Origin of the sequence: Anaeromassilibacillus sp. An200 (assembly GCF_002160025.1) — a bacterium.
GTDB lineage: Bacteria > Bacillota > Clostridia > Oscillospirales > Acutalibacteraceae > Caccousia > Caccousia stercoris.
In genome coordinates this window covers 156949-180683 of sequence record NZ_NFJU01000003.1, presented here as the reverse complement: position 1 = coordinate 180683, position 23735 = coordinate 156949, and the positions used below count along the sequence as shown (strand labels likewise).

22 protein-coding genes and 1 riboswitch are annotated in these 23735 nt (G+C 53.2%); of the genes, 8 read left to right on the top strand and 14 right to left on the bottom strand.

Going from position 1 to position 23735, the window contains the following annotated elements; all coding sequences use genetic code 11:
- From B5F35_RS18980 to B5F35_RS02800, 3 genes are all read left to right on the top strand, one after another.
- The coding region (locus B5F35_RS18980) for a hypothetical protein (protein ID WP_206423996.1) at positions 1-209 on the top strand (209 nt) is incomplete at its 5' end.
- A 26-nt stretch (positions 210-235) separates the two neighbouring features.
- The gene (locus B5F35_RS18870; RefSeq protein ID WP_164488507.1) at positions 236-412 is read left to right on the top strand and encodes a hypothetical protein; all 177 of its coding nucleotides are present in this window, start codon (positions 236-238) and stop codon (positions 410-412) included.
- Positions 413-500: 88 nt separating this feature from the next.
- Positions 501-2009 (top strand): recombinase family protein, encoded by a 1509-nt coding sequence (locus B5F35_RS02800; protein ID WP_087237845.1) that lies wholly within the window; start codon positions 501-503, stop codon positions 2007-2009.
- 189 nt (positions 2010-2198) lie between these two features.
- Here B5F35_RS02800 and guaA read toward each other — a convergent pair whose 3' ends face one another.
- The 12 genes from guaA to queA form a co-directional block, all read right to left on the bottom strand.
- Positions 2199-3503 carry a glutamine-hydrolyzing GMP synthase gene (guaA, locus tag B5F35_RS02795; RefSeq protein ID WP_087237843.1) on the bottom strand — a complete coding sequence of 435 codons (1305 nt, stop codon included), beginning with the start codon at positions 3501-3503 and terminating at the stop codon, positions 2199-2201.
- Between the two features lie 93 nt (positions 3504-3596).
- Entirely contained in the window at positions 3597-5480 is a 1884-nt protein-coding gene (locus B5F35_RS02790; RefSeq protein WP_087237841.1) for a heavy metal translocating P-type ATPase, read from the bottom strand.
- A 134-nt stretch (positions 5481-5614) separates the two neighbouring features.
- Positions 5615-5890 carry a metal-sensing transcriptional repressor gene (locus B5F35_RS02785; RefSeq protein ID WP_087237839.1) on the bottom strand — a complete coding sequence of 92 codons (276 nt, stop codon included), beginning with the start codon at positions 5888-5890 and terminating at the stop codon, positions 5615-5617.
- A gap of 75 nt (positions 5891-5965) precedes the next feature.
- Positions 5966-7336, bottom strand: coding sequence for a sensor histidine kinase (locus tag B5F35_RS02780; protein ID WP_242969371.1), 1371 nt, complete (start codon positions 7334-7336; stop codon positions 5966-5968).
- A gap of 58 nt (positions 7337-7394) precedes the next feature.
- Positions 7395-8063: a response regulator transcription factor gene (locus B5F35_RS02775; protein ID WP_087237835.1), complete on the bottom strand. Its 669-nt coding sequence runs from the start codon at positions 8061-8063 to the stop codon at positions 7395-7397.
- Between the two features lie 157 nt (positions 8064-8220).
- A complete protein-coding gene (phoU, locus tag B5F35_RS02770) occupies positions 8221-8871 on the bottom strand; it encodes a phosphate signaling complex protein PhoU (RefSeq protein WP_087237833.1) in 651 nt (216 codons plus the stop codon).
- 20 nt (positions 8872-8891) lie between these two features.
- Entirely contained in the window at positions 8892-9653 is a 762-nt protein-coding gene (gene pstB / locus B5F35_RS02765; RefSeq protein WP_087237831.1) for a phosphate ABC transporter ATP-binding protein PstB, read from the bottom strand.
- A gap of 14 nt (positions 9654-9667) precedes the next feature.
- The gene (gene pstA, locus B5F35_RS02760; protein WP_087237829.1) at positions 9668-10516 is read right to left on the bottom strand and encodes a phosphate ABC transporter permease PstA; all 849 of its coding nucleotides are present in this window, start codon (positions 10514-10516) and stop codon (positions 9668-9670) included.
- Between the two features lie 21 nt (positions 10517-10537).
- Positions 10538-11374, bottom strand: coding sequence for a phosphate ABC transporter permease subunit PstC (pstC, locus tag B5F35_RS02755; protein WP_087237879.1), 837 nt, complete (start codon positions 11372-11374; stop codon positions 10538-10540).
- A gap of 99 nt (positions 11375-11473) precedes the next feature.
- Positions 11474-12391 carry a phosphate ABC transporter substrate-binding protein gene (locus B5F35_RS02750; protein ID WP_087237827.1) on the bottom strand — a complete coding sequence of 306 codons (918 nt, stop codon included), beginning with the start codon at positions 12389-12391 and terminating at the stop codon, positions 11474-11476.
- 284 nt (positions 12392-12675) lie between these two features.
- On the bottom strand, positions 12676-13326 hold the full coding sequence (yunB, locus tag B5F35_RS02745) for a sporulation protein YunB (protein WP_087237825.1): 651 nt from the start codon (positions 13324-13326) through the stop codon (positions 12676-12678).
- A 2207-nt stretch (positions 13327-15533) separates the two neighbouring features.
- A complete protein-coding gene (gene queA, locus B5F35_RS02740) occupies positions 15534-16559 on the bottom strand; it encodes a tRNA preQ1(34) S-adenosylmethionine ribosyltransferase-isomerase QueA (RefSeq protein WP_087237877.1) in 1026 nt (341 codons plus the stop codon).
- A gap of 130 nt (positions 16560-16689) precedes the next feature.
- Positions 16690-16866, top strand: a riboswitch (Lysine riboswitch).
- Positions 16867-17035: 169 nt separating this feature from the next.
- Here queA and asd point away from each other — a divergent pair.
- Genes asd through B5F35_RS02720 form a run of 4 tightly spaced genes read left to right on the top strand, consistent with a single transcriptional unit; the run spans position 17036 to position 20319 of the window.
- Positions 17036-18115: an aspartate-semialdehyde dehydrogenase gene (gene asd, locus B5F35_RS02735; protein ID WP_087237823.1), complete on the top strand. Its 1080-nt coding sequence runs from the start codon at positions 17036-17038 to the stop codon at positions 18113-18115.
- Between the two features lie 24 nt (positions 18116-18139).
- On the top strand, positions 18140-19027 hold the full coding sequence (dapA, locus tag B5F35_RS02730; RefSeq protein WP_087237821.1) for a 4-hydroxy-tetrahydrodipicolinate synthase: 888 nt from the start codon (positions 18140-18142) through the stop codon (positions 19025-19027).
- 27 nt (positions 19028-19054) lie between these two features.
- Positions 19055-19816: a 4-hydroxy-tetrahydrodipicolinate reductase gene (gene dapB / locus B5F35_RS02725; protein ID WP_087237819.1), complete on the top strand. Its 762-nt coding sequence runs from the start codon at positions 19055-19057 to the stop codon at positions 19814-19816.
- A gap of 50 nt (positions 19817-19866) precedes the next feature.
- The gene (locus B5F35_RS02720) at positions 19867-20319 is read left to right on the top strand and encodes an ACT domain-containing protein (protein ID WP_087237817.1); all 453 of its coding nucleotides are present in this window, start codon (positions 19867-19869) and stop codon (positions 20317-20319) included.
- A gap of 117 nt (positions 20320-20436) precedes the next feature.
- Here the strand turns inward: B5F35_RS02720 and B5F35_RS02715 are convergent, their stop codons facing one another.
- A complete protein-coding gene (locus B5F35_RS02715; RefSeq protein ID WP_087237815.1) occupies positions 20437-21492 on the bottom strand; it encodes an NAD(P)H-dependent glycerol-3-phosphate dehydrogenase in 1056 nt (351 codons plus the stop codon).
- A gap of 182 nt (positions 21493-21674) precedes the next feature.
- Here B5F35_RS02715 and B5F35_RS02710 point away from each other — a divergent pair, with 182 nt between their 5' ends.
- Positions 21675-22199 (top strand): P-loop nucleotide/nucleoside kinase family protein, encoded by a 525-nt coding sequence (locus B5F35_RS02710; protein WP_087237813.1) that lies wholly within the window; start codon positions 21675-21677, stop codon positions 22197-22199.
- A 51-nt stretch (positions 22200-22250) separates the two neighbouring features.
- On the opposite strand, the gene B5F35_RS02705 is transcribed toward B5F35_RS02710, so the two are convergent.
- On the bottom strand, positions 22251-23639 hold the full coding sequence (locus B5F35_RS02705) for an MATE family efflux transporter (protein ID WP_206423995.1): 1389 nt from the start codon (positions 23637-23639) through the stop codon (positions 22251-22253).
- Positions 23640-23735 lie beyond the last annotated feature (96 nt).

Here is a 23735-nt window from a genome sequence, read left to right as displayed (position 1 = left end):
AGATCTTCTATCGTCACCATGTGAAACTTCAGCTGCATCTTCCCACCCCCGTATGCACTTATTTTACCATGGTTTTCTCCTCGGGTGAATCTTTTGTCAACAGCTCCATGTTGGCCCGAAGCTGGGGAAAGCTCAAAGAGCGGCACCTCTCGGGGTGCCGTTTTTTGACGTTTCCCCATTCGGACAAGAGGGAGACTGGTCTGCATTAACCTATACTGGAAAAGGGAGGTTTTCAATGGTTCAAGCTGTTACATACCAAAGCGACAAGCAATCTGTTTATTTTCAAGGCAAGTTCATTGTACTGGAAAACCTGACGCCGGTACTCTCCCCGGAGGAAAAGAAAAAGCGGAAAAGAGAAATCGAAAATAATCTGTACGATATATTCAGCAAGTACGGGGACAGGTTTCGCTAATCAATCGCAACATTGTTGTCCGGGGCTGCTAATAGTATAATATAGTTGTAAGGTTGGTAGCTCCATTCCATACGGAAAGGAGCCCAATATGGACATTATCAGAGAAGATTGTATTTACGCAAGGCAGTCGGTAGACCGCAAGGACAGTATCAGCATTGAAAGCCAGATTGACTTTTGCAAGTACGAACTGAAAGGCGGGAGCTGTAAGGTATTCAAGGATAAAGGCTATTCCGGGAAAAACACGGACAGGCCGGAGTTTCAAAAGCTGCTGGGAGAAATCCGAAAAGGCAGGGTACGGCGGGTAATCGTCTATAAGCTGGACCGGATCAGCCGCTCCATTCTGGATTTTGCGAACATGATGGAGCTGTTTCAAGAGTACGATGTGGAGTTTGTTTCCTCCACCGAGAAATTCGACACCTCGACCCCGATGGGACGGGCCATGCTGAATATCTGTATCGTATTCGCACAGCTTGAACGTGAGACAATCCAGAAGCGCGTGACGGACGCTTATTATTCCCGGTGCCTGAAAGGCTTTCACATGAGCGGGCAGGCTCCATACGGTTATCAGTTGGAGTCGACAGTGGTTGAAGGTATCCGCACAAAGAAGATGGTGGCAGACCCAGTAGCCGCTGACCATGTACGGCTGATGTTTGAGATGTACGCTGAGCCGGAAACCTCTTTCGGAGATATTACCCGCTACTTTGAGGAACAGGGTATCAAGATTTACGAAAAGTCAATGGTTCGGAGTTTCCTTTCCCAGCTTTTACGGAACCCTGTTTACGCACAGGCCGACTTGGAACTGTATGAGTTTTTCAAAAGCCAGGGCGCGGCGATTGTCAATGACGCTTCTGATTTTGCCGGAACCAACGGCTGTTATCTTTATCAGGGCCGTGATGTAAAGGAGGATAAGGACAGGTGCCTGAAAGACCAGATACTTGTGATTGCTCCGCATGAAGCACTCATACCGTCTGACGTTTGGCTGAAATGCCGGAAGAAGCTAATGATGAATAAGACCTTCCAGCAAGGCCGCAAACCGAAAAATACATGGCTTGCCGGAAAAGTCAAATGTGGGTGTTGCGGATATGCCTTGAAAGCAACCCATGTTCCGAACAGTCCGGGATATTTCCGCTGTACAAAACGGGCAGAAAATAAGGGCTGTCCGGGATGTGGGAAAATCCGCAAGACTGAATTTGAAGAATTTATCTTCAATGCCATGAGGGCAAGATTTAAGAACTTTCAAGTCCGCCATGACAGGGAAGAAAAAGTAAATCCGAAACTGACCGCCCATCAGATCGAGCTTGCACAGGTCGAGGCTGAAATTGAAAAACTGCTTGATACACTGACCGGAGCCAATGCAACACTGCTTGCCTATGCCAACAAAAAAATTGAAGAACTGGACACTCGCCGCCAGACTATTTCAAAGGCGATTGCAGAATTGTCCGTTGAAACAATGTCCCCCCAAAAGGAACAGGAGCTTTCCTATTTCCTTGACCACTGGGACAGCATTGACTTTGACGACAAAAGAAAAGCCGCTGACGGCCTGATTATTTCAATCAGCGCAACCAGCGACCACGTTCAAGTAGAGTGGAAAATCTGAACACTCTTGATTTTGCCACTCTACTTACTTTCAAATCTAACATTTCTTTTTAATCTTGTTTGTACCCCTTGTACACCGATGCTTAGCTCTCTTTTTATAAATAATGAAAAAGTGTTGCCAAATCGTTGCCACAAAGGGCCTTAGCCCCTCAAAAACCCAGCAAAATCAGGCTTTTCCGGGCCTCTGAAATCATTCCCATTCTATCGTCCCACAGGGCTTCGGCGTCAAATCATACAGAACACGGTTGACTCCTGGAACCTCATTGACAATTCTCTGAGTGATTTTCTGCAGAAGAGCAAACTCGAGAGGCTCCACAGAAGCAGTCATTGCGTCAATAGTGTTGACAGCGCGGAGAATCACCGGCCACTCGAAAGAACGGGCGTTATCCCGCACACCGACGGAGCGGAAATCGGGTACAATCGTGAAATACTGCCACACCTTGCCCTCCAGACCAGCCTTGGCAAACTCTTCGCGAAGGATCGCGTCAGATTCCCGCACGGCCTCCAGGCGGTCACGGGTGATGGCACCCAGGCAGCGCACACCGAGACCTGGGCCGGGGAATGGCTGACGGTACACCATGGAATCCGGCAAGCCGAGCTCCTTGCCGCAAGCGCGCACTTCGTCCTTAAACAGCATCTTGAGCGGCTCTACCAGCTCAAATTTCAAATCATCGGGCAGGCCTCCCACATTGTGATGCGCTTTCACTGCTTTTGCGGTTTTGGTGCCGCTCTCAATGATATCCGGATAGATTGTGCCCTGTGCCAGAAAATCAATGCCGTCCAGCTTGCGGGCCTCTTCCTCAAACACACGGATAAATTCCGCACCGATGATTTTGCGCTTCTGCTCCGGATCGCTGACGCCCGCCAGCTTATCCAGGAAGCGATCCACTGCGTCAACATAGATCAGATTGGCCTTGAGCTCATCACGGAATACCTGAACCACCTGCTCCGGTTCTCCCTTGCGAAGCAGGCCATGATTCACATGCACACAGGTGAGCTGGTTTCCGATCGCCCGGATCAGCAGAGCCGCCACAACAGAGGAGTCCACACCGCCGGACAGAGCCAGCAGCACCTTTTTGTCCCCAACCTGACGGCGGATCAGTTCCACCTGGTCATCAATGAAATTCTTCATGCTCCAATTCGCCTGCGCGCCGCAGCGATCGAACACAAAACCAGACAGAAGCTTTTTCAGTTCCTCGTCGTTCTCCGGCCATACAGCGGCATCCTGGGAGGGAGCCTTCGGATGGTTGACGGTAAGCTTCGGGAAATCCGACTCATAGACAGCTTTATCCACATCCACTTCCACGCCGTCCACTATGCGGTTCTCTCCTCCGCTGAGGATCAGTCCTTTCACATTCGGCAAAGCTTTGAGCTGATCCAGAGAAGTATCATGCGGATAAATCTCACTGTACACTCCCAGAGCACGCACCGCGCGGGCAACACGGGCATTCTCCGTACTTCCCAGATCCAGAATCACTATCATATCCTGCTTCAAAATCCATCCTCCATTTCAAATTGAAGTTTCTGCTGATTTTATCTTATCGCGAAATCAGGAAAATGTCTACGACAATTTGAAGAAAAAGTCGGATTATATCTGCGGATGCTGCTTTTGCTTCCATCGAAGAAGAAAGGCCGAATGTATAATCACAAACACCGAACCCGCGTTATGTACCAGCGCTCCCACAACCGGATTGAGCACTCCCGTCATGGCCAGAAGAATGGCAACAAAGTTCAAACCCATCGAAAAAGCCAGATTCATGCGGATGGTTGTCATCATCTTGCGGGAAAGGCGCAGCAAATGCGGCAGCTCTCGGATCTCATCGTTGACAAGCGCGATATCGGCGGCTTCAATCGCAATATCGCTTCCGACTCCTCCCATCGCAATGCCCACATCAGCCTTTTTCAGCGCGGGCGCATCGTTCACACCGTCGCCTACCATACAGACCCTTTCTCCCCGCTCCTGCGCTGTACCGATCCAGGAAAGTTTATCCTCGGGGCGGCACTCCGCCTGCACGTTTGCAATGCCAAGCTGTCCGGCAATCGCTTTCGCGGCGCTTTCATGATCCCCCGTCAGCAGGACAGGCGTTACACCCGTATCCTGAATCCCCCGCACTGTGGCAGGCGCACTCTCCCGCAAGGTATCGGAGAGAGCAAGGCACCCCGCACAGTGTCCGTTGATGGCCACATACATCACCGTGCAGCCGTGAAGCAGTTCGGAGGCCGCAAGAGATTTATCCGTTTCCGTCAATGCGATCCCCATCTCCTGCAAAAGAGACTCGTTTCCGGCTGCCACCGTCATGTCCTCCACCTGAGCGTTCACTCCCTGCCCAGGCAGCATGGCAAAATCCTGGGGCTCCGGAACAGGCTCCTGATACCGGTCTTTCCAGCAGCGCACAACTGCTTTCCCCAATGGATGCTCGGAGCGAAGCTCCGCGCCCGCGGCAAGGCGGAACAGTTCCTTCTCCGGGAAAGAAGGAGAAAAACAAAGGACACGGCTGACCTCCAGCTCTCCGTGTGTCAGCGTTCCAGTTTTATCAAAGGTCAGGCAGGAAACGGAGGAAAGACGCTCCAGCGCATCCCCTTCCCGAACAAGGAATCCGTGCTTGGTTGCATTTCCGATTGCGGCCATAATCGCCGTGGGCGTTGCCAGCACAAGCGCACAGGGACAGAACACGACCAGGATGGTCACAGCGCGGATCACCTCTCCCGTCACTAAACCCGTGACAGCGGCAGAGATCAGCGCGATAACCACCACCCAGGTCGCCCAACGATCCGCAATGCCCACAATTTTCGCTTTTCCCGCGTCCGCAGACTGAACCAACCGGATCATGCGCTGAATGGAGCTGTCTTCTCCTACCCGGGACGCCCACATATCAAACGCTCCAAACTGGTTGACTGTCCCGCTGGACACTTCATCTCCCTCGCCCTTATCCACAGGCAAGGATTCTCCCGTCATCACAGCCTGATTGATGGAGGTCCGCCCGAAAAGGATGACGCCGTCCACCGGAACGGTTTCACCAGGAAGAACACGCAGACGATCGCCCAGCCGCACCTGCTCCGCCGGTACAATCTCCTCCCCATTTCCCAGAACGCGGCGCGCCGTGCGGGGCGTCAGCCTGACCAGCTTTTCAATCCCAGCCCGCGCCCGCACAACCGTCAGATCCTCCAGAAGCGCGCCGAGCTGCATAATAAACGCCACCTCACCCGCCGCGAAATCCTCACCAATGATTACCGAAGCGACGAGCGCAATGGACACCAGAACGTCTGCTTTGATATCAAACCGGGTGACAAGCCCGATAAACGCTTCCAGCAAAATAGGAATTCCACAAAGCACAATCGCCACCCATGCCGCGTCAAACGGCAGTGGAAGCAAATGAAAGATGCTGACCAATAAAGCCATCCCAGACAGGACAAGGCAAACCACATCCTTTTTGACGCCGCCCCATTCCAGAAATTTTTCCAACTGTTCCATCCCAATTCCCCTTTCGGCAAAGCCTTTTACGGATTTTATTATACCTATAGGGGTATATGTTTGTCAAGAGTGCAAAAAGAAAGACCGCGGAAGCTCTCTCCACGGCCTTGTTCGTGCCACCCTGTTTCTTACGCTTATTTCATATTGGCGAAACGCTCTACCGCCTTGGTAAAGCTTTCAATAGTCTTGTCTGCGTCTCCGTGCTCAATTCCATCGCGGACACAGTGCTTGATATGTCCTTCCAGCACGACCTGGCCGACGCGGTGCAGTGCGGATTTGGCCGCATTGATCTGGGAGAGAACATCCTCGCAGGGAACATCCTCTTCCACCATGCGATCGATCGCCTGTACCTGCCCGATGATTTTTCGCAGGCGGCGGTGCAGATTGTCGGCGTCCATACATTGTCTCATTCCCAAATCCTCCGTTTCCTGGCTGGAATACTCCTCTTTCCGTATTATAGTGCCAGGAAACGGAAGCTGTCAAGGTCAGGACGCTCTGGGGAGCCGGACGGTAAATACAGAACCTTTTCCCAGCTCACTTTGCAAAGCCATCTGGCCTCCATAGAGCACGACAATGTGCTTGACAATCGCAAGCCCAAGGCCTGTCCCGCCGTTTTTGCGCGCCCTTCCCTTTTCCACCCGGTAAAAGCGTTCAAACACACGGCTCTGGCTTTCCTCCGGGATCCCGATTCCCGTATCGGACACCGTAATCCGGACGAAGTTCTCTTCCGTTTCCAGACTGGCTTTCACGGAACCGCCCGGCTCGTTGTACTTAATCCCGTTTTCCATCAGATTGAGCAAAAGCTCCTTGAGGCGATCCAGAGGGATTGCGGCGTTTACATGTTCTCCCGACACACTCACCGCAACATGGGCCTTTTTCGCGACAGGATCCAGAAATGCAGACACTTCATTGGCCGCATTCAGCACATCAGAGCTTTCCTCACACTGTTCAATGGCGACAGACTCCAGCTCCGAAAGCTTCAAAATATCATTGATCAGATCAATCAGCCGATCGACCTCCACCCCGATCATGGTCAGGAAACGCTTCTGATCCTCTACAGAGCCCACCATGCCGGAAGAGAGCATATCCGTGAATCCCTTGATGCTCGTCAGGGGCGTTTTCAGCTCATGGGAAACATTTGCCGTAAATTCCGAGCGGATCCCCTCCGCCCGCTTGAGCTCTGTGACATCAGAAATCAGGATGGACATCCCCACCTGCTGGCCCTGATACTTCTGGCCCGTGACGGGAGACAGGAAGAAACGCAGGCTCCGTCCTTTCCGGCGTGGATGTTCCATATCGAGCACCACTGCTTCCTTTTTCCGCTGAAGCAGATTGATTGCTTCCGTCAAACGGCGGCTGCGGATATAATCTGTAATCTCTGTACTTTCCGCATCCTCCGGCATATGAAACAGCTTGCGGGCCGCCCGGTTGCTGGCGAGAAGCTCTGTGTGCTCATCCAGCAGCACCACGCCCTCATCCATGCAGTCCAGAATCAAATTGACCTTATCCCGCTCGGATGTCAGGCTGTGAATCCGCCCCTCCAACCGCTCGATCGCCTGAAAAAGCGACAGATATTCGCCCTCTGTTTTGCTCCAATCCACTGCGTACACTTCGCCTGCCGCGATATGGTCAAGCGCCTTTTCCGCCGTTTCCAGCGGCGCCTTTAATTCTCCGAGCAAGCGTAGCCCTATTTTCCGCACAAACAAAGTAGAAACCGTAGCGGAAAACACCAGCACCACACCCATCAGAAGAAGCTGCTTTCCCGTCACCTCCAAAAGCAGAGCCGTCAGAGCTCCAAACAACACAAGAGAAAGCCCCGCCGCAAGAAGCAGGGCGGAGAAAACTCTTTTTTTCAACCTGCAACCCTCCATAGCAAAAAAGGCCCGTCGCCGGTAGGACGCGGACGCAGCCTTTTCAGTTCATTTTATAGCCGACACCTCTCACGGTCGAGATGATGTCATCCCCCAGCTTTTGACGAAGCGTTTTCACGTGCATATCCACCGTTCTGGTTTCTCCGGTGTAATCATATCCCCAGACTGTTTGCAGGATATCGTCCCGTGAGAATGCAACACCGCGGCGGGCGGCCAAAAGCCGCAAAAGCTCAAACTCCTTATAGGTCAGTTCCACCTTTTCTCCGTCGCACGTTACCTCCCGGGCAGCCGGATCGATGCGAAGCTTCCCGCACACAATCACCTGCTTATCCTCGCGGTAGGTGCGGCGGAGCACAGCCTTCACGCGAGCCTGAAGCTCCATGATGCCGAACGGCTTCACCACATAATCGTCCGCTCCGCTTTCCAGCCCTGTGACGCGATCGATCTCCGACGTGCGGGCTGTCAGCATGATAGCGGGAATCTCCTCAGTGGCCTTGCCGCTGCGCAGGCGGTGAAGAATCTCCAGACCGTCCATCCCCGGAAGCATGATATCCAGGATGCAGAGTGCGGGACGAACGCTCCAGTCCTCCGCCTCAAACAGAGCTTCTCCGGAATCGTAAGCATGCACCTCATAGCCAACAGACTGAAAATAATAGCGGAGCATTTCCCGAATACTCTCGTCATCCTCCACCACTACAATAAATTTTGACATATGTAAGCTGTCCTCCCTCTCGGTTCTCTTCCGAAGCGCTGCGGCTTCGTCTGAAGTATTGACCTCCTGCTCGCAGAGGGTTCCTTCCTATGATATACCAGCCGGGAGCTCTTCACAAGAGGAAGTTGGGCGGATCGGGGATCTTTTTTGAAATTCTTCAGTTTGTGGGCTGGATTTCTCCCGTAACACAGTAGGTGGCCCACTGTGCGATATTGACGGCATGATCAGCGATTCGTTCCAGATATTTTGCGATGATAATAAGATCGATCGCCTGGTCGGCCTGGCTGCGATTTTTCACCATCAGCTCCACCAGCTCCCCCTTGACTGCAAGGAACAGATCGTCCACCTCATCATCCAGTTCCACCACGCGGGCGGCAGCTCCCGCGTCATGGGCCACATACGCCGCGATGGACTGCTTGACCATCGACGCCGCCTTCTGTGCCATGGTGCGGATTTCCTCATGCTTGACCATTCCGCCCCGGCTGGTAAGAAGATGGGACATCTCCGCGATGTTGGCACACTGATCACCGATTCTCTGCAAATCCGTCACCATTTTCAGAGCGGCGGAAACCGTGCGCAGATCATGCGCCATAGGCTGCTGGCGAAGCAGCAGCTTCAGACAGCGGTTTTCAATATCCCGCTCCATCTGATCCATATTTTTGGTAATAGCCAGAGCCTTTTCCGCGATCTCACTGTTTGCATCTGTAAGCGAAGCGATGACCGTATCAATTGCGCTTTCCGCGGCGGCTCCCATCTCTGTCAGAAGAGTGCTAAGTTCCAGCAGCTCCTCGTCAAAGTTTTTTCTCATGTTCCGTTATCCTCCCGCCATCAGCCGAACCGGCCGGTGATATATTCCTCCGTCCGCTTATCCTGCGGCATGGAGAACAGCTGTGTCGTATCCCCGAATTCCACCAGCTGCCCCATCAGGAAAAAGGCGCATTTATCGGAAATACGGACGGCTTGCTGCATGTTATGGGTCACAATGATAATCGTATACTGCTTTTTGAGGTCGGCGATCAGATCCTCGATCTTCGAGGTCGAAATTGGGTCGAGCGCGGAGGTAGCCTCATCCATCAGCAGTACGTCCGGCTCCACCGCCAGAGCACGTGCAATGCAGATGCGCTGCTGCTGGCCGCCGGAGAGAGAAAGCGCGGGCTTTTTCAGCCGATCCTTGACCTCGTCCCAAATAGCGGCGCCGCGCAGGGAGCGCTCCACAATCTCATCGAGCGCTTTTCTGGAGCGGATCCCATGCGTGCGGGGCCCGTACGCAATGTTATCGTAAATGCTCATCGGGAACGGATTTGCCTTCTGGAACACCATTCCCACATGGCGGCGAAGCCAGGTGACATCCAGCTTCGGCATATAGATATCCTGTCCGCGATACTCGACCAGGCCCTCAATGCGCACATGCGGCACCAGGTCGTTCATGCGGTTGAGCGTTTTTAAAAATGTGGATTTACCGCAGCCGGAGGGACCGATGAGCGCGGTCACCTGACGCTCCGGAATCTCCAGACTGATCTTTTTCAGCGCCTGGTTTTCCCCGTAATACAGATCCAGGTCCCGGGCGGAAATAATCGTGCCTTCTTGCATGGTTTCACCTTCCGTTATCGTTTCAGCTTTTTCCCCGCCAGCTTGGCAGAGAGGTTGAGCAAAAGGGCGAGGATCATCAGAATGGCGGCGATCGCAAAGCCCACTTCCAGTTCTCCGCGCTCCGAAACGTACATGTAAAGCGCCACAGAGAGTGTGCCGCCGGAGGAAGTCAGCGTCTGCCCCAGGTTGGCCGAGAGGATGGACGCGCTGCCCGCCGTGAACAGCAGAGCGGCGGATTCCCCCAAAATTCGCCCAATCGCCAGAATGTAGCCCGTGACAATGCCTTCCACGGAACTCGGCAGAACCGCTGTGCGGATCATATGCCATTTCCCGCTTCCAAGGCCGAGGGAGGCTTCCCGGAAGCTTTGCGGAACGGATTTCAGGCTTTCCTGCGTGGTTCGGATGATAGTGGGAAGCACCATGATCGCCATCGTCAGAATCCCGGCGCGGATGCTGCCGCCCCAGCCGAGAAATTCACAGAAAAACAGCATGCCGACCAGGCCGAAGAGAATGGATGGGATGCCGGAAAGCGTTTCCGCCGCAAACTCAATCGCCGCGACAACACGCCGGTTTCTGGCATACTCCGTCAGGTAGACGGCCGCCCCCGCGCCCAAAGGCAGAACAATCAAAAGCGTTCCAAAAATCAGGCAGAGCGTGTTGATGAGATTCGGCAGGATGCCGATGGTATCGTCGCGAAAGCTTGGCTGCGTGGAGAGAAGCTGCCAAGTGATATGCGGAATTCCGTTGACAAAGATGTAGCCGATCAGAAAGGCCAGCAGCAGACAAGTCAGGCCCGCGCAGAACCACAGCAGAGCACGGAGCGTCCGATCATAAATCACACGTTTTTTTGATTTCGGTTCCATTGTTTGCAGCTCCTTTCCTTCTCAGCTCTTTTTGCCCTTTTTGAGCAGAATAGCCAGAGCCGCATTAATCATCATGATGAAGAGGAAGAGCACCAGAGCGATGGAAAACAGCGCCTGACGCTGAAGGCCGGAGGCATAGGACATCTCCGAGGCCACCGCTGTGGTAAGGAAACGGACACTTTCCAGCAGTGAGGGCATATTCGGCACATTGCCCGCCACCATCATGACGGCCATTGCTTCACCGATCGCACGACCTACGCCGAGCACAACCGACGCGGCGATTCCGCTCGACGCAGCCGGCACAGAAACACGGAAATAGGTCTCAATCTCTGTCGCTCCCAAAGCCAGCGACGCCTCCTCGTACTCCTTCGGCACAGCGGTGAGCGCCGTTTCCGACACACTGATGATGTAAGGGAGCACCATAACCGCCAGCACAACGATAGCGGCCAGCAGCGTCGCGCCCGACGCAAGCTGGAAGGTAGTGCGGATCGCCGGGACAAGCACTGTCATACCAATCAGGCCGTACACTACCGAGGGGATGCCCGAAAGCAGCTCCACCGCCGTGCGGATCACAGCCGCCACGCGGGGGCTGGCCAGCTTGGCAAGGAAAACAGCGGTCAGAAAGCCAATCGGCACTCCAATGATAATTGCGCCCGCTGTGCCATAGACAGAGGTCAGGATAAACGGAAGGATTCCAAACTGGGGATCCTTGCTGGTGGATTTCCAGGTATCGCCAAACAGGAAATCGGTAAGCCCAATCTCGCGGATCGCGGGAATACCGGATACAATCAGATAGATGGAAATAAACAGAACAAAGAGCACCGCAACGGCGCCGCAGAGGAAGAACAGGATGTTCATTCCCTTTTCAAACGCCGTGCGGATGCCTTTTATCTTTGGCGCAGTGCTGTTCTGTTCATTTCCCTTTAGAAAGCGCTGCAAAGTATTCACTCCTCTATGTCAGTTCGCCGGAACCACGCCTGCGTCACTATAAATCTGAGCAGCCTCCTCGCTGATAGCGAAATCATAGAACGCCTGGGCGGCTTCGCTCAGCGGAGCGTCGGTCTTGGTGGCAAACACGAAGGGGCGCTGGATGGGATAGCTGCCGTCGAGAACCGTCTCCTCGCTGCACTCGACAGCCTCAGAAGCGTCATCAGCCTTCACCTTGAGAGCGTTGACGGAATCATCCAGGGAAGAGAGGGAAATATAGCCAATACCGCCGGGGGTGGTGGAAACAGCGGTACGGACAGCACCGGTGGAAGTGAGCTCCTGTGCATAATCGCAGGCGTCCTCCGTGCCGGTCAGCTCCTCAAAAGCACCGCGGGTACCGGAACCGGCCTCACGTCCGATGAAGGCAATCTCCATATCAGCGCCGCCAACCTCGCTCCAGTTGGTGATCTCACCGGTCGCAATCTTTGTAATCTGATCCACAGTCAGCTCGGTCACCGTATTTTCTTTATTGACGACAATCGCGATGCCGTCCTTGGCTACCACGGTTTCCGTGACGCCCGCTTCCTTTTCCTCATCCTTCAGCGCACGGCTGGAAAGGCCGATATCACAGCTTCCGGCTGTCGCCTGCTGGATGCCGGTACCGGAACCGGTGGGATCGTATGTTACGGTTACGTTCGGATATTTCTCTTTGAAATACTCGGTCAGACCCATCATAACCTCCTCCATCGAGGTGGAGCCGTTGGTGGAAACCGTACCGCTCAAATCAGCGGACGCATCCGCTGTGGATTCCTCTGCCTTGGACTCTTCCGTCTTGGACTCCTCCGCTGTGGAAGCGGCGGCGGAAGATGTAGTCTCTGTTCCGGTGCATCCGGCAAACATTCCGGTGCAAAGTACGGCGGCAAGCAGCAAACTCAATGCTCTTTTCATAGCTCATTTCTCCTGTCTTTCTCATTTCATTTCGTTCTTACAGCAATTAGTATATCGAATCTTTGTAAAGTCCTCTTTCAGCTGGAGGTAAAGACTATGTAAAGGCTTTTCTCCCCTGATTTTACAAAAACACACCGCTGCTTTGTTTTGTAAAGTCCTGCAAAAAGGCAAAAAACAGCGCTCTCATGCGGTTTCCCGCCTGAGAGCACCCGTTTGCACCAGAAATGGAATTGTAAAGAAATTGTATAGTAATTGTATGTCAAAACAGAATTGTAAAGTGGATTTCACTTGCTTTGTAAACTCGCCATCATCTGCGGAACTTCTCCCACAATCACGGTTTCCGCTACCGGAACCGTCGTTTCCACTTCTGCGGAGCCTTGCTTCCCAGCCAAAAATGTATAGATGGTGGTTCTTATCCGCAGATTGACGATGTGCTGTGTCTGATTGATTCCGGCTGAGGTGAATTCACTCTCAAAATCGGCTTCAATATTTCCGGACAATGTAATGCGCAGCGGCACCTCAGGCCCTCTTCCATGCAGAAGCCCACCGCCCAGCAGCGTACCAATCGGAACCCCCAGATCGATATGGACGCTCTCCCCCAGCTCCTCCTGTACATCTGCAAGCAGGGAAGCCTTGAGGCTGTTCATCTCCGCCATATCCGTTGAGAGGGAGGCAATTTCACCGGTTTCCTTGTATTGGATATCTACCATAGAGGCAGCCGGCTGATCCTGTCCGGCCAAGCTCTCCTCCACCGCGGCGCTGATCACCTGAACCGCGCGGGCTCTGGCTTCGTTCACCGTCAAATCCTCCACCACCGGCTCCAGACGCGAATTGACCCAGAAAGCGGCCAAAATCAGAAACAATACTGCCAGCAGCAGTCTGGCCCATGCGGAGCGGCGCAGATACAGTCCCGAGCCCCTGTGAAAGCGTCTCATACCAACTCCCCCTTCCCTGCCATACTACGCAGGGTGGGAAAAAGATGTGAAAAAAGAAATGTTCCAGCTGCATGATATATTGACACAGTTTTTGTATTTGATTTTCCGCGTCGATCCGTGCATCCTTTTGCTTGAGCCCGCGCATCTGCAAAAGCACTCGTTCCTGCTCTTCTTGTTCCAGACCCCACTTTGCTTCTTCCAGCTGCGCATGGACTTTTTCTGCTTGGCCAAAGCTGTTTGCAAGCCATTCTCTTCCCTTCCGCTGGCTTTCTTCCATATTCCTGGCTTCCTGCATCAGAGAAGCACTTTTCTGCAAAGAAGCATCTCTTATCCCGACAACCTGTGCCAGCTCCTGCTCCATCGCTGTAACTTTATCATATTGAAGCTGAAATTGTTCAACGGCTTTTGCATAATCATCTTTTCTTTTTTGGATGCTGTCATTCCAGCCAAAATTCTTGATATAAGGTTTTAAAACAAAGTGGGCATATTCTTTCAGATTGCTTGATTTTCCAAACGGTGCGGAAATCAATCCCCAGCGATCCCACTGCCCTTCGTCTTTCTTGGCCAAATCGTTCGCCAGCTTGGTAAAGTAGAGATCCGGATACTGGCGGGGCTCCATTTTTTCTTTCTCCGGATTCCACACAACATAGGTTTCCTGTTCCGCTTCTTCCAAGCGGAACAAGGACCACACCTCCCTGAGCCCCTCTTGAATGGATTCCTCCTCTTTTCCGGGCTCCACACCCTTCAGAAGGGCCGCACCGTCCGGCAGTTCCTTCGTGATATTTTCAACCGCGGCATTGTTGCAGGAAGCTACCAGCATGCCATAATCTTTCAACCGATCATCCGCAAAGTCATAATACCCCCAACAGTACTGCGAATATCCTCCATGCATTTTATCTCCATCCTGAAACTGCCGCAGGACAAACGCATCGTCGGGATCTGTATACTGCGCAAGAAGATTGGCCCGTTCCACAAGATTCCCAGCGATAATTTCCTTCAGCAAGGTGGTTTTCCCTGTGCCCGGCGGGCCATTGACGGAAAATATCGGCAGCCTGTCCGCAGAGGGGCGCCAGCTCAGATTGATCGCCAGCTGCTGCATCAGACAGGGCATAAATCTTGACGGCCATTTTCCGAGAGGAGCGCGCCCAATATGAAGGAAATCATAAAAAAAGTCCTCGCGCTCTTTCTCCCTCCCGTTTTCCCAGGCAGTGCGCAAATCAATCCGGCGTGTAAAATCCATCCAGTGCAGCTGTGGATTTTCTTCCGCAAACACCCCAGTGATGTAATCCAGGACAGCCTGCTCCTGCGGTGTTTTTCCAAATGCTTTGCTGCCGATGGCTTGTTCCACCATATGCAGATCGTCTGCAAAAAAGCTGTTGGACAAATCGCTTTCACGGAGAAAATCTGTGTCCTCCGCCTTGATCTTTTCCGTTCGATACCGGCGATAAATCATCGCACCGTCCCAGTCGATCTGCTTTTCGGACGGAAAAACACGGTTTAAATATGTTTTCTCTATTTGTTCTTCCAAGGTACGGATCACGTCCAAAGTGAGCTGCTTGCCCACTTTGCCTTCCTGCGTCACTTCAAGCAACGGAGCGTCCAGAGACTGCATGTCGGACTCATAGGCTTCCACCGTTAAAAAATCCGCCAGATTTTCCCTTGTCAGCCGGTCCGCATGCTCCAAAAGGCGATGCATCCCCCAAAGCAGCGGAGAAATGTTGACACTGCCCGGAAGATACCGGTTGTTCACATTGCATTTCAACCCCACAAGACAGACGGAGCTGCGATTTTTCTCCGGCAGCTCCACATCCCGGCAGAATACCTCCCGTAAGCGCTCGGCAAAAAGACAGCGTTCCATTTTTCCCAGGCAGAGATGGATATCATCCGACACGGCCTGATACGCGGGATACAGCTGCGCGTCAAACATCAGTGCGGCGCCCGGTTCTGTAAAGTCAGGCGCTGGCGCCCCCTTCGCGGAATCGGAGCCGGACGATAACGTATGATACACGGTAATCTGCCGGCTGTTCGTTTTTCCCTTTGCCGCCCTCAAGCAGAGAGCCCTCCCCTCACGGCTTTGCGAAGGAAAATCCGGTTGCCCCATAAATTCGATAAAGTACCAGTACTTCATCATAGAGGCGAACGTTTTCTGATCCATTTGCTACCCCCTGCTGTTTTCGTATCCGGGAAAAACACAGTTGAAACTTCCTTCAGAGAAGCAGCATTGCGTCCCCAAAGCTGAAAAAGCGATACCGCTCCTGCACCGCCACCTTGTAGGCGTTCATGGTGTTCTCATAGCCCGCAAAGGCGGACACCAGCATGATCAGCGTACTCTCAGGAAGATGAAAATTCGTTACCAGACCATCAAGCACCTTGAAGGTGTATCCCGGGCAAATGAAAATATCCGTCCAGCCACTGCACTCACGGATACAACCCTCCCGCGTGCCAATCGTTTCCAGCGTACGGCAGCTTGTTGTTCCGACGGCAATAACCCTCTTGCCCTCTTTCTTGGCTGCATTGATCAGCACGGCGTTTTCCTCTGTGAGCGCATAATGCTCAGAATGCATCCGGTGCTCCGCGATGTTTTCCACCTTCACGGGACGGAAGGTTCCCAGCCCGACATGGAGCGTGACAAACGCAATCCGTACTCCCTTGGCGCGGATGCGTTCCAGCAGCTCCGGTGTAAAATGGAGCCCGGCTGTGGGAGCCGCGGCAGATCCGCGCTCTCTGGAATACACGTTCTGATACCGCTCCTGATCCTTGAGCTCCTCCGTGATATAATGCGGAAGCGGCATTGTGCCGATTCTGTCGAGGATTTCATAGAAATTTCCCTCATACGAGAAACGAAGCAGACGGTTTCCGCCCTCCAGAACATCCAGCACCTCGGCGCGCAGCTCGCCTTCGCCGAAGGTAAACCGGGCTCCCGGCTTGGCTCGCCGTCCCGGACCGGCCAGCGCTTCCCAATCGTCGCCCTCCCTGTGCGTCAGAAGCAAAAACTCCACATGCGCGCCGGTGTCCTCCTTCACGCCGAACAGACGGGCGGGCAGCACGCGGGAATCATTGAGCACCAGACAATCCCCGGGCTCCAGATAATCCACGACATCATAAAAATGCCGGTGGGAAAGCTCTCCCGTTTTCCGATCCATCACCAGCAGGCGGGAAGCGTCGCGCGGTTCCATGGGGGTCTGCGCGATGAGCTCCTGCGGCAAATCATAGTAAAAATCGCTTGTTTTCATTTCTGTTTTCAAATCAGCATCATCCAATCGCAAATTTCGTTTGACACCTCTGCCTTTCCATGGTATGATTAAGGCAACGCCGTCCGGCTGTAGCCAAGAGGGACGCGGCAGCGTATTTTCATTTGAATAGAAAAAGGATAGAGGTGCGGTTTTAATCAGTAGGGTTTTCCAAGGCCTGCCAGGGCCGGTGAGGAAAACCGGAAAGGTAACGCCGCCGAAGGTGCCCGCTTGGCAGGCGGCCCTGGTTGCCGGCATGAAGAATACGGCAACTGTCATCATTTTGGTATGATGGAGCGCTATCCAGACGTATCCGTCTTGCGGAGAGCCTGAATAGTATTTATTATAGTAAATTGATGACCGGTTTTCAACCGGTTTTTTTATTTCCTTTTTGATTCAAAAACTATCCTTTCTTCGTGCACAGAAAAATACCCGCGCGAATATTCTGGCATGGAAAGACAAATTGGAGGCATGTGAAAATGAAAACGTATCGTGTAGGCATCATCGGCGCAACCGGCATGGTTGGCCAGCGCTTCGCCACCCTGCTGGAAAATCATCCCTGGTTTAAAGTGACGGCCCTGGCCGCCAGCGCCCGCTCCGCAGGCAAAACCTACCGCGAGGCTGTGGGAGATCACTGGCTGATGACCACCCCCATGCCGGCCGCCATGGCGGATATGACGGTTTTTAACGCATCTGAGGATGTGGAGAAGGTCGCGTCCCTGTGCGACTTTGTTTTCTGCGCCGTCAACATGAAGAAGGATGAGATCAAGGCGCTGGAGGAAGCTTACGCAAAGGCGGAATGCCCCGTGATGAGCAACAACAGCGCGAACCGCGGCACGCCGGACGTCCCGATGATCATTCCGGAGATCAACGCGGATCACGCCGCTGTCATCGAGAGCCAGCGCAAGCGCCTCGGCACAAAGCGCGGCTTTATCTCCGTGAAATCGAACTGCTCCCTTCAGAGCTATGTGCCCGCCATTCATCCCCTGCTTGACCTGAATGTAACCAAAGTGCTGGCCTGCACCTATCAGGCGATTTCGGGCGCTGGAAAGACCTTTGCCACCTGGCCGGAAAGCGTGGACAATGTGATTCCCTACATCGGCGGCGAGGAAGAAAAGTCCGAGAACGAGCCTCTGAAAATCTGGGGACATGTGGAAAATGGTGTGATTGTGAACGCCTCTTCCCCGTCCATCACCTCGCAGTGCCTGCGCGTGCCTGTTTCCGACGGCCACACTGCCGCTGTGTTTGCCTCTTTTGAAAAGAAAGTCACGATGGAAGAAATCATTGAGCGCTGGGAAAACTATAAGGGAGCGCCGCAGGAACTGAATCTGCCCAGCGCCCCGAAACAGTTCCTGCACTATTTCCGTGAGGACGATCGGCCGCAGAGCCGTCTCGACCGCAATCTGGAAAACGGCATGGCCGTTTCGATCGGCCGTCTGCGTCCCGACACGCAGTATGACATCAAATTTGTCTGCCTGTCCCACAACACGCTGCGCGGCGCTGCCGGCGGCGCCGTCCTAATGGCGGAGCTGCTCTGCGCGAAGGGATATCTGGACTAAATTCTTTTTGGGGGTTTTATTTCCATGAAACAGCCTTTATTTACCGGTTCCGGCACGGCGCTTATCACGCCTTTCCATGCCGATGGATCCGTCAATTACGAGGCATTTGAGCGCCAGCTTGATTTTCAGCTGAAAAACGGCACGGACGCCCTGTTCGTCTGTGTTACAACGAGCGAAACGCCTACCCTGACGCAGGATGAATATGAAAATCTCATCCGCATTGCCGTGGATAAGAGCAAAGGGCACGTTCCTGTCGTTGCGGGAGCCGGCAGTAACAGCACTGCTCACTCTTTGGAGCTTGCGCTGTGCGCGCAGGAGATCGGCGCCCAAGCCGTTCTGCTCGTAACCCCCTACTACAACAAAACCTCTCAGGCTGGCCTAGTCCGCCATTTTACCTATGTAGCCGATCGCATTGACCTTCCTGTTCTGCTGTATAACGTTCCTTCCCGGACCGGATGCAACATCAAGCCGGAAACCTATCGCGAGCTTGCCAATCACCCGCGCATTGCCGGCACAAAGGAAGCCAATGGGGATATTTCCGCCATCGCGGAAACCATTGCACTGTGCGGGGACGATCTGCCCGTCTTTTCCGGCAATGACAACCAGGTAATCCCCATTCTGGCCCTTGGCGGAAAAGGCGTTGTTTCCGTATTTTCCAATATTCTGCCTCGTCAGATGCATGATATCGCCGCTGGATATCTGGAGGGCAAGCAGGAGCAGAGTCTGCATGAATTCCTCTCCTGGCTTGACCTGATGAACGCACTGTTCTACGACGTCAATCCGATTCCGGTCAAGGAAGCCATGAACCGGATGGGTATGGAGGCTGGTCCCTGCCGCCTTCCGCTCACGGATATGGCGCCCGCTGCGCAGGAAAAGCTTCTTGCCGTCCTGAAAAGACACAGCCTGATCTGAAAATTTCCCAAACGGGAGGACGTTACAATGAAAACCAGAATTCTTTTGAGCGGATGCAGCGGGAAAATGGGCCACGCCGTTTCCGCTCTTGTGGCGGAGCGCGACGACTGCGAAATTTGCGCGGGGATCGATCTCTCCTCTACCGGTCATGAAGGATATCCCGTATATTCCTCTGTTTTTGAGTTTCCGGGGGAAGCGGACGTGCTGATTGACTTTTCCCATCCCAGCGTTTTGTCGTCTCTGCTGGAGTACGGAAAGCAGCATCATCTCCCCCTTGTTCTGTGCACCACAGGCTACAGCAAGGAGCAAACCGAAGCGGTGCGGGCCGCAAGCGCGGAAATTCCCATCTTCTCCTCCGGCAATATGTCTCTTGGCATCAACCTGCTGATCGAGCTCTCCAAAAAGGCGGCGCAGGTGCTGGGTGAAGGCTTCGATATTGAAATTGTGGAGATGCATCACAACCAGAAGATCGACGCTCCCAGCGGCACAGCTTTGATGCTGGCAGACGCTATCAGCGAGGTGGAACCGCACCCCATGACCTACCAATATGATCGCCATTCCAGACGCGCCAAGCGGGAACACAATGAGATCGGCATTCATTCTGTGCGCGGCGGTACGATTGTTGGAGAGCACGAGGTGATCTTTGCCGGTCATCATGAGGTGATTCGTCTTTCCCACTCCGCGTACTCCAAGGAAGTCTTTGCGGCCGGCGCCGTCAACGCCGCCGTATTTCTCAGCACACAGAAGCCCGGTATGTATCAGATGTCCGATCTGCTCAGTCAAACCTGAGAGCTGGTCGGCATTCCAGTGACACACTGAAATAAAAGGAGGCTTTCCACATGACAACCGTTACATCCGCAAGCGGCATTACGCTTGTGACATTGCAGAATTGTCCGCCCGATATCGCCTTCTGCGGAAGGGTGTTCACCAAAATCGCTGATCTGGGCGTCGTGGTTGACATGATCTCCCTTGCGCCGAATCACGGTTCCAAGATGGATGTTTCTTTCACCATCAACGACAATGATCTTGGTGAGATTCTGGAGTTCCTCTCCAAGCTGAAGGAAAAGGATATCAAACCTATCATCAGCGGCGGAAACAGCAAAATCAACGTCTATGACGAGAAGATGAAGGATACCCCCGGTATGGCTGCCAAGGTCTTTACCGCCGCGTCCGCGTCCAGCACAGACGTCCGTATTATTACTACCTCGGACGTCGATATTTCCATCCTTGTCACAGAGGCTGATTTTCACGAGGCTTTCACCGCGATTCAGAACGCCTGCAAGGAAGCGTAAAATCTGGCTAGACAGAATTTTATGGGGCTCTGCCCCATTTCCCCGCCGCCTTTTGAAAAAGGCGGGCGAAAACTTTATGAGGGGCCGCTTGCAGAAATGCAAGCGGCCCCTTTTTGCTCAAAGCTCCAAATCCAGTGAGGGTTGCTCCCCCTCTCCCCTTTTTCCCCATGTCACATCGTCTGTGATCTCAATTTTTTTATCGCGCATCATCAGTTCTCGCGCGGCCTGTGCGGCAGGTTTTCCGGAAAACAACACCTCGTTAACCTGTTCAATAATGGGAAGCGGCACACCATAACGGGAAGCCAACCCCAGTGCGGCCTTGGCTGAATATACGCCCTCCACCACCATATTCACTTCTTTCATGGCCTCTTCCATACTGTACCCCTGCCCAATCAGAATCCCTGCTCTGCGGTTGCGGGAATGCATGCTGGCACAGGTGACAATCAAATCTCCAATTCCGGACAAGCCGAAAAAGGTTTCCAGATGGCCGCCCATTTTGACGCCCAAACCAGCAATCTCTTTAATGGCACGGGTGATGAGCGCCGCCTTTGCATTGTCACCACAGCCGATTCCGTCCGCGATTCCGGCGGCAAGTGCCACAACATTTTTCAGGGCTGCTCCAAGCTCGATACCAAGTACATCCGGGCTGGCATAGACACGGAACACATCATTCATAAAGATAGATTGAATCCGTTCCGCTGTTTCCTTCCGGTAAGCACCCGCTGTGATCGCGGTGGGCATCCCTTTTCCCACCTCCTCTGCGTGGGAGGGACCGGAAAGCACAGCCACATCTGCCTGCGGAAGTTCCTCTTCGATCACCTGAGAAAGCGTCAGCAGTGTATTCTCTTCGATTCCCTTTGCCACATTGACAAGAATTTGTCCTTCCCGTACATACGGGCGAAGGCTGGCCGCCGTACTGCGCGTAAACGGCGAGGGAACGGCAAGCACCAAAAGCTCTGCTCCGCTGACGGCTTCTGCCAGATCGGTGGTAAATTCAGCGCCATCCGGCAAAACCACACCGGGAAGCTTTTCCTTCTGCTCCCGATCGCGTTTCAGCATCTCGATTTCCTTCTCCAAAGCCGACCAGACCGTTACCTGATGTCCGTTTTGCAGCAAAAGCCAAGTCAGGGCAATCCCCCAGCTGCCCGCGCCAATCATACCTATTTGGGCCATATCTCCGTTCTCCCTTCACTGTTCCATTCTTTTCTTTATCATAGTCCTTTTCCTCTTTCTCCGCAAGGATTTTCCTGTGATCCCTTGTGGGTTCTTATCCCATTGACTTCTAAAAAGAAGGCATAGTATAATGGGGTGTAAAGCAGGCGTGGGGAACCATTCCAAGGGAAGAAGGGAAAACGATGACTCCTACCCGCAAGCAGCAGCTTTTTCTGATCAGTGGTGCGTCCTGTGTGGGCAAGTCTACTCTCTGTGAGGAGCTTTTCCATCGGGAAACTGCGTATATTGTACTGGAAAGCGATCTTATCTGGCGTGAGGTATACGATACGCCGGAAGATAATTACCGCGCTTTCCGTCAGGTCTGGATGCGGATCTGCTCCAATGTTTCCCAAATTGGTTTGCCTGTGGTTCTCTGCGGCTGTGCTATTCCGGAACAATTCGAAGCACTCCCGGAACGCGCGCTTTTTACGGAAACGCATTATCTGGCTGCCGTATGCAACGACGCGGAAATGCGCCGCCGGATCTGCGAAGGCCGGGGCGTAACGGACGAAAAATGGATCCGCAGTTCCCTCGATTTCAATCGGTGGCTGCGTGAAAACGCCGGGCAAACCACTCCAAAAATTACACTTTTGGATACTACGAGCCTGACTCCCCAGCAGGCCGCTGTTCTCGCGGACCGCTGGATTACGGAACGCCTGAAACCATAAACACCAACAAGAAAACGGTCCCCAGCCCTGAGAAGGCGGGGACCGTTTTCTTTATGTTTGCGGCGCGGGAGGAAGCTTTTCCTGACGCTTCTGCATCCGGCGAAACAGGCGAGCCAAAACAACGACGGCAGCTACCGCAAGAATGACTTCCGCGACAAACTGAGCGTAAGCAAGGCCATACAGCGGGAACAAGAGATTCAAGAGGCACAGCGCCGGGATTTCCAAAACAATCTTTCGCAGAACCGCGAAAATGAAGGCATGTTTTCCCATTCCTGTAGCTTGGAAAACGCCAACTGCGAGGAAATCCAAACAGAGGAAAGGAATGCCAAGACAAAAGCCATGCAGGAATCTGGAACCATACGCTACAATTTCTTCATCCTGCATGAAGAGACGGATCAACTGTTCTGAGAAAAGGAAGTAGCATGCAGCCACCGCCACAGTAAAGGTCATGGCAATTTTCACGGAGAAGAGAATGACTCCCTTCATGCGCTTCGCGTTCCCGCTGGCGTAGTTATAGCTGATCAGCGGCATGATACCCTGTGACATTCCCATCGCGATATATGTGGGAACCATATTGATCTTCTGTGCGATCCCCATTGCGGCCACCGCACCCGCGCCATAGGCGGAGGTGAAGTTGTTCAGCACCGTCATTCCGGTCACATTCAATAGATTCTGGATAGCCGCCGGAATTCCCACGATGCACACGCCGGAGACAATGGAGCGATTAGGACGGAATTTTTTCGGATCAATGCAGACATAAGTGCGTCCACGCTTGCAGAACAGCAAGACAAAGAAATAAATGCACGCTACACAGTTGGAGAGGAAAGTGGCAAGCCCAGCTCCTTCTGCTCCCATATGAAGTCCCCAGGGAAGAATAAAGATGGGATCCAGCACAATATTCAGCAGGCAGCCGCTCATGGTTCCAATGCTCGCGTGCATGGCAGAACCCTCAGAACGGACCAGATACGCCATGACCACATTCAAAATGGCAGGCGTGGCACCAAACGTCACAGTCCATTTCAGATAAGCTGCTGTCGCTCCCGCGGTTTCCGGACTGGCGCCCAGAAGCACCAAAAAGGGGTCGGAAAACACCGTAAAAAACACGGAAAAGAGTATGCCGCTGATCACAGAGCAGTAGAATCCAAAGGCCGAGCTCTTGGAAACAACCTCATAATCCTTTCTGCCCAAAGCCCGGCTCATCATACTCGAGCTTCCGACACCGAACAGATTATTGACCGCGTTAAAAGCCAAAAGAACCGGCGCTGCCAGCGTGACAGCCGCGTTTTCAACGGAATTGTTAAGCATTCCGACAAAATAGGTATCTGCCAGATTGTAAATCACCATGACAAGCGAGCTGAGGATAGTTGGAACCGCCAGCTTCATCACGGCGCCGGGAATCGGCGTTTGCTCAAAAAGTTGTATTTTTTTCTGATCCTCCACGCACAGTGCACCTTCCTTTTTTCAATTCCCCTTTGCTGCGGCAAGAGTTTCGGATTTGCCATTACACATGTCATCTCTTGTCAATATAGCACAGGT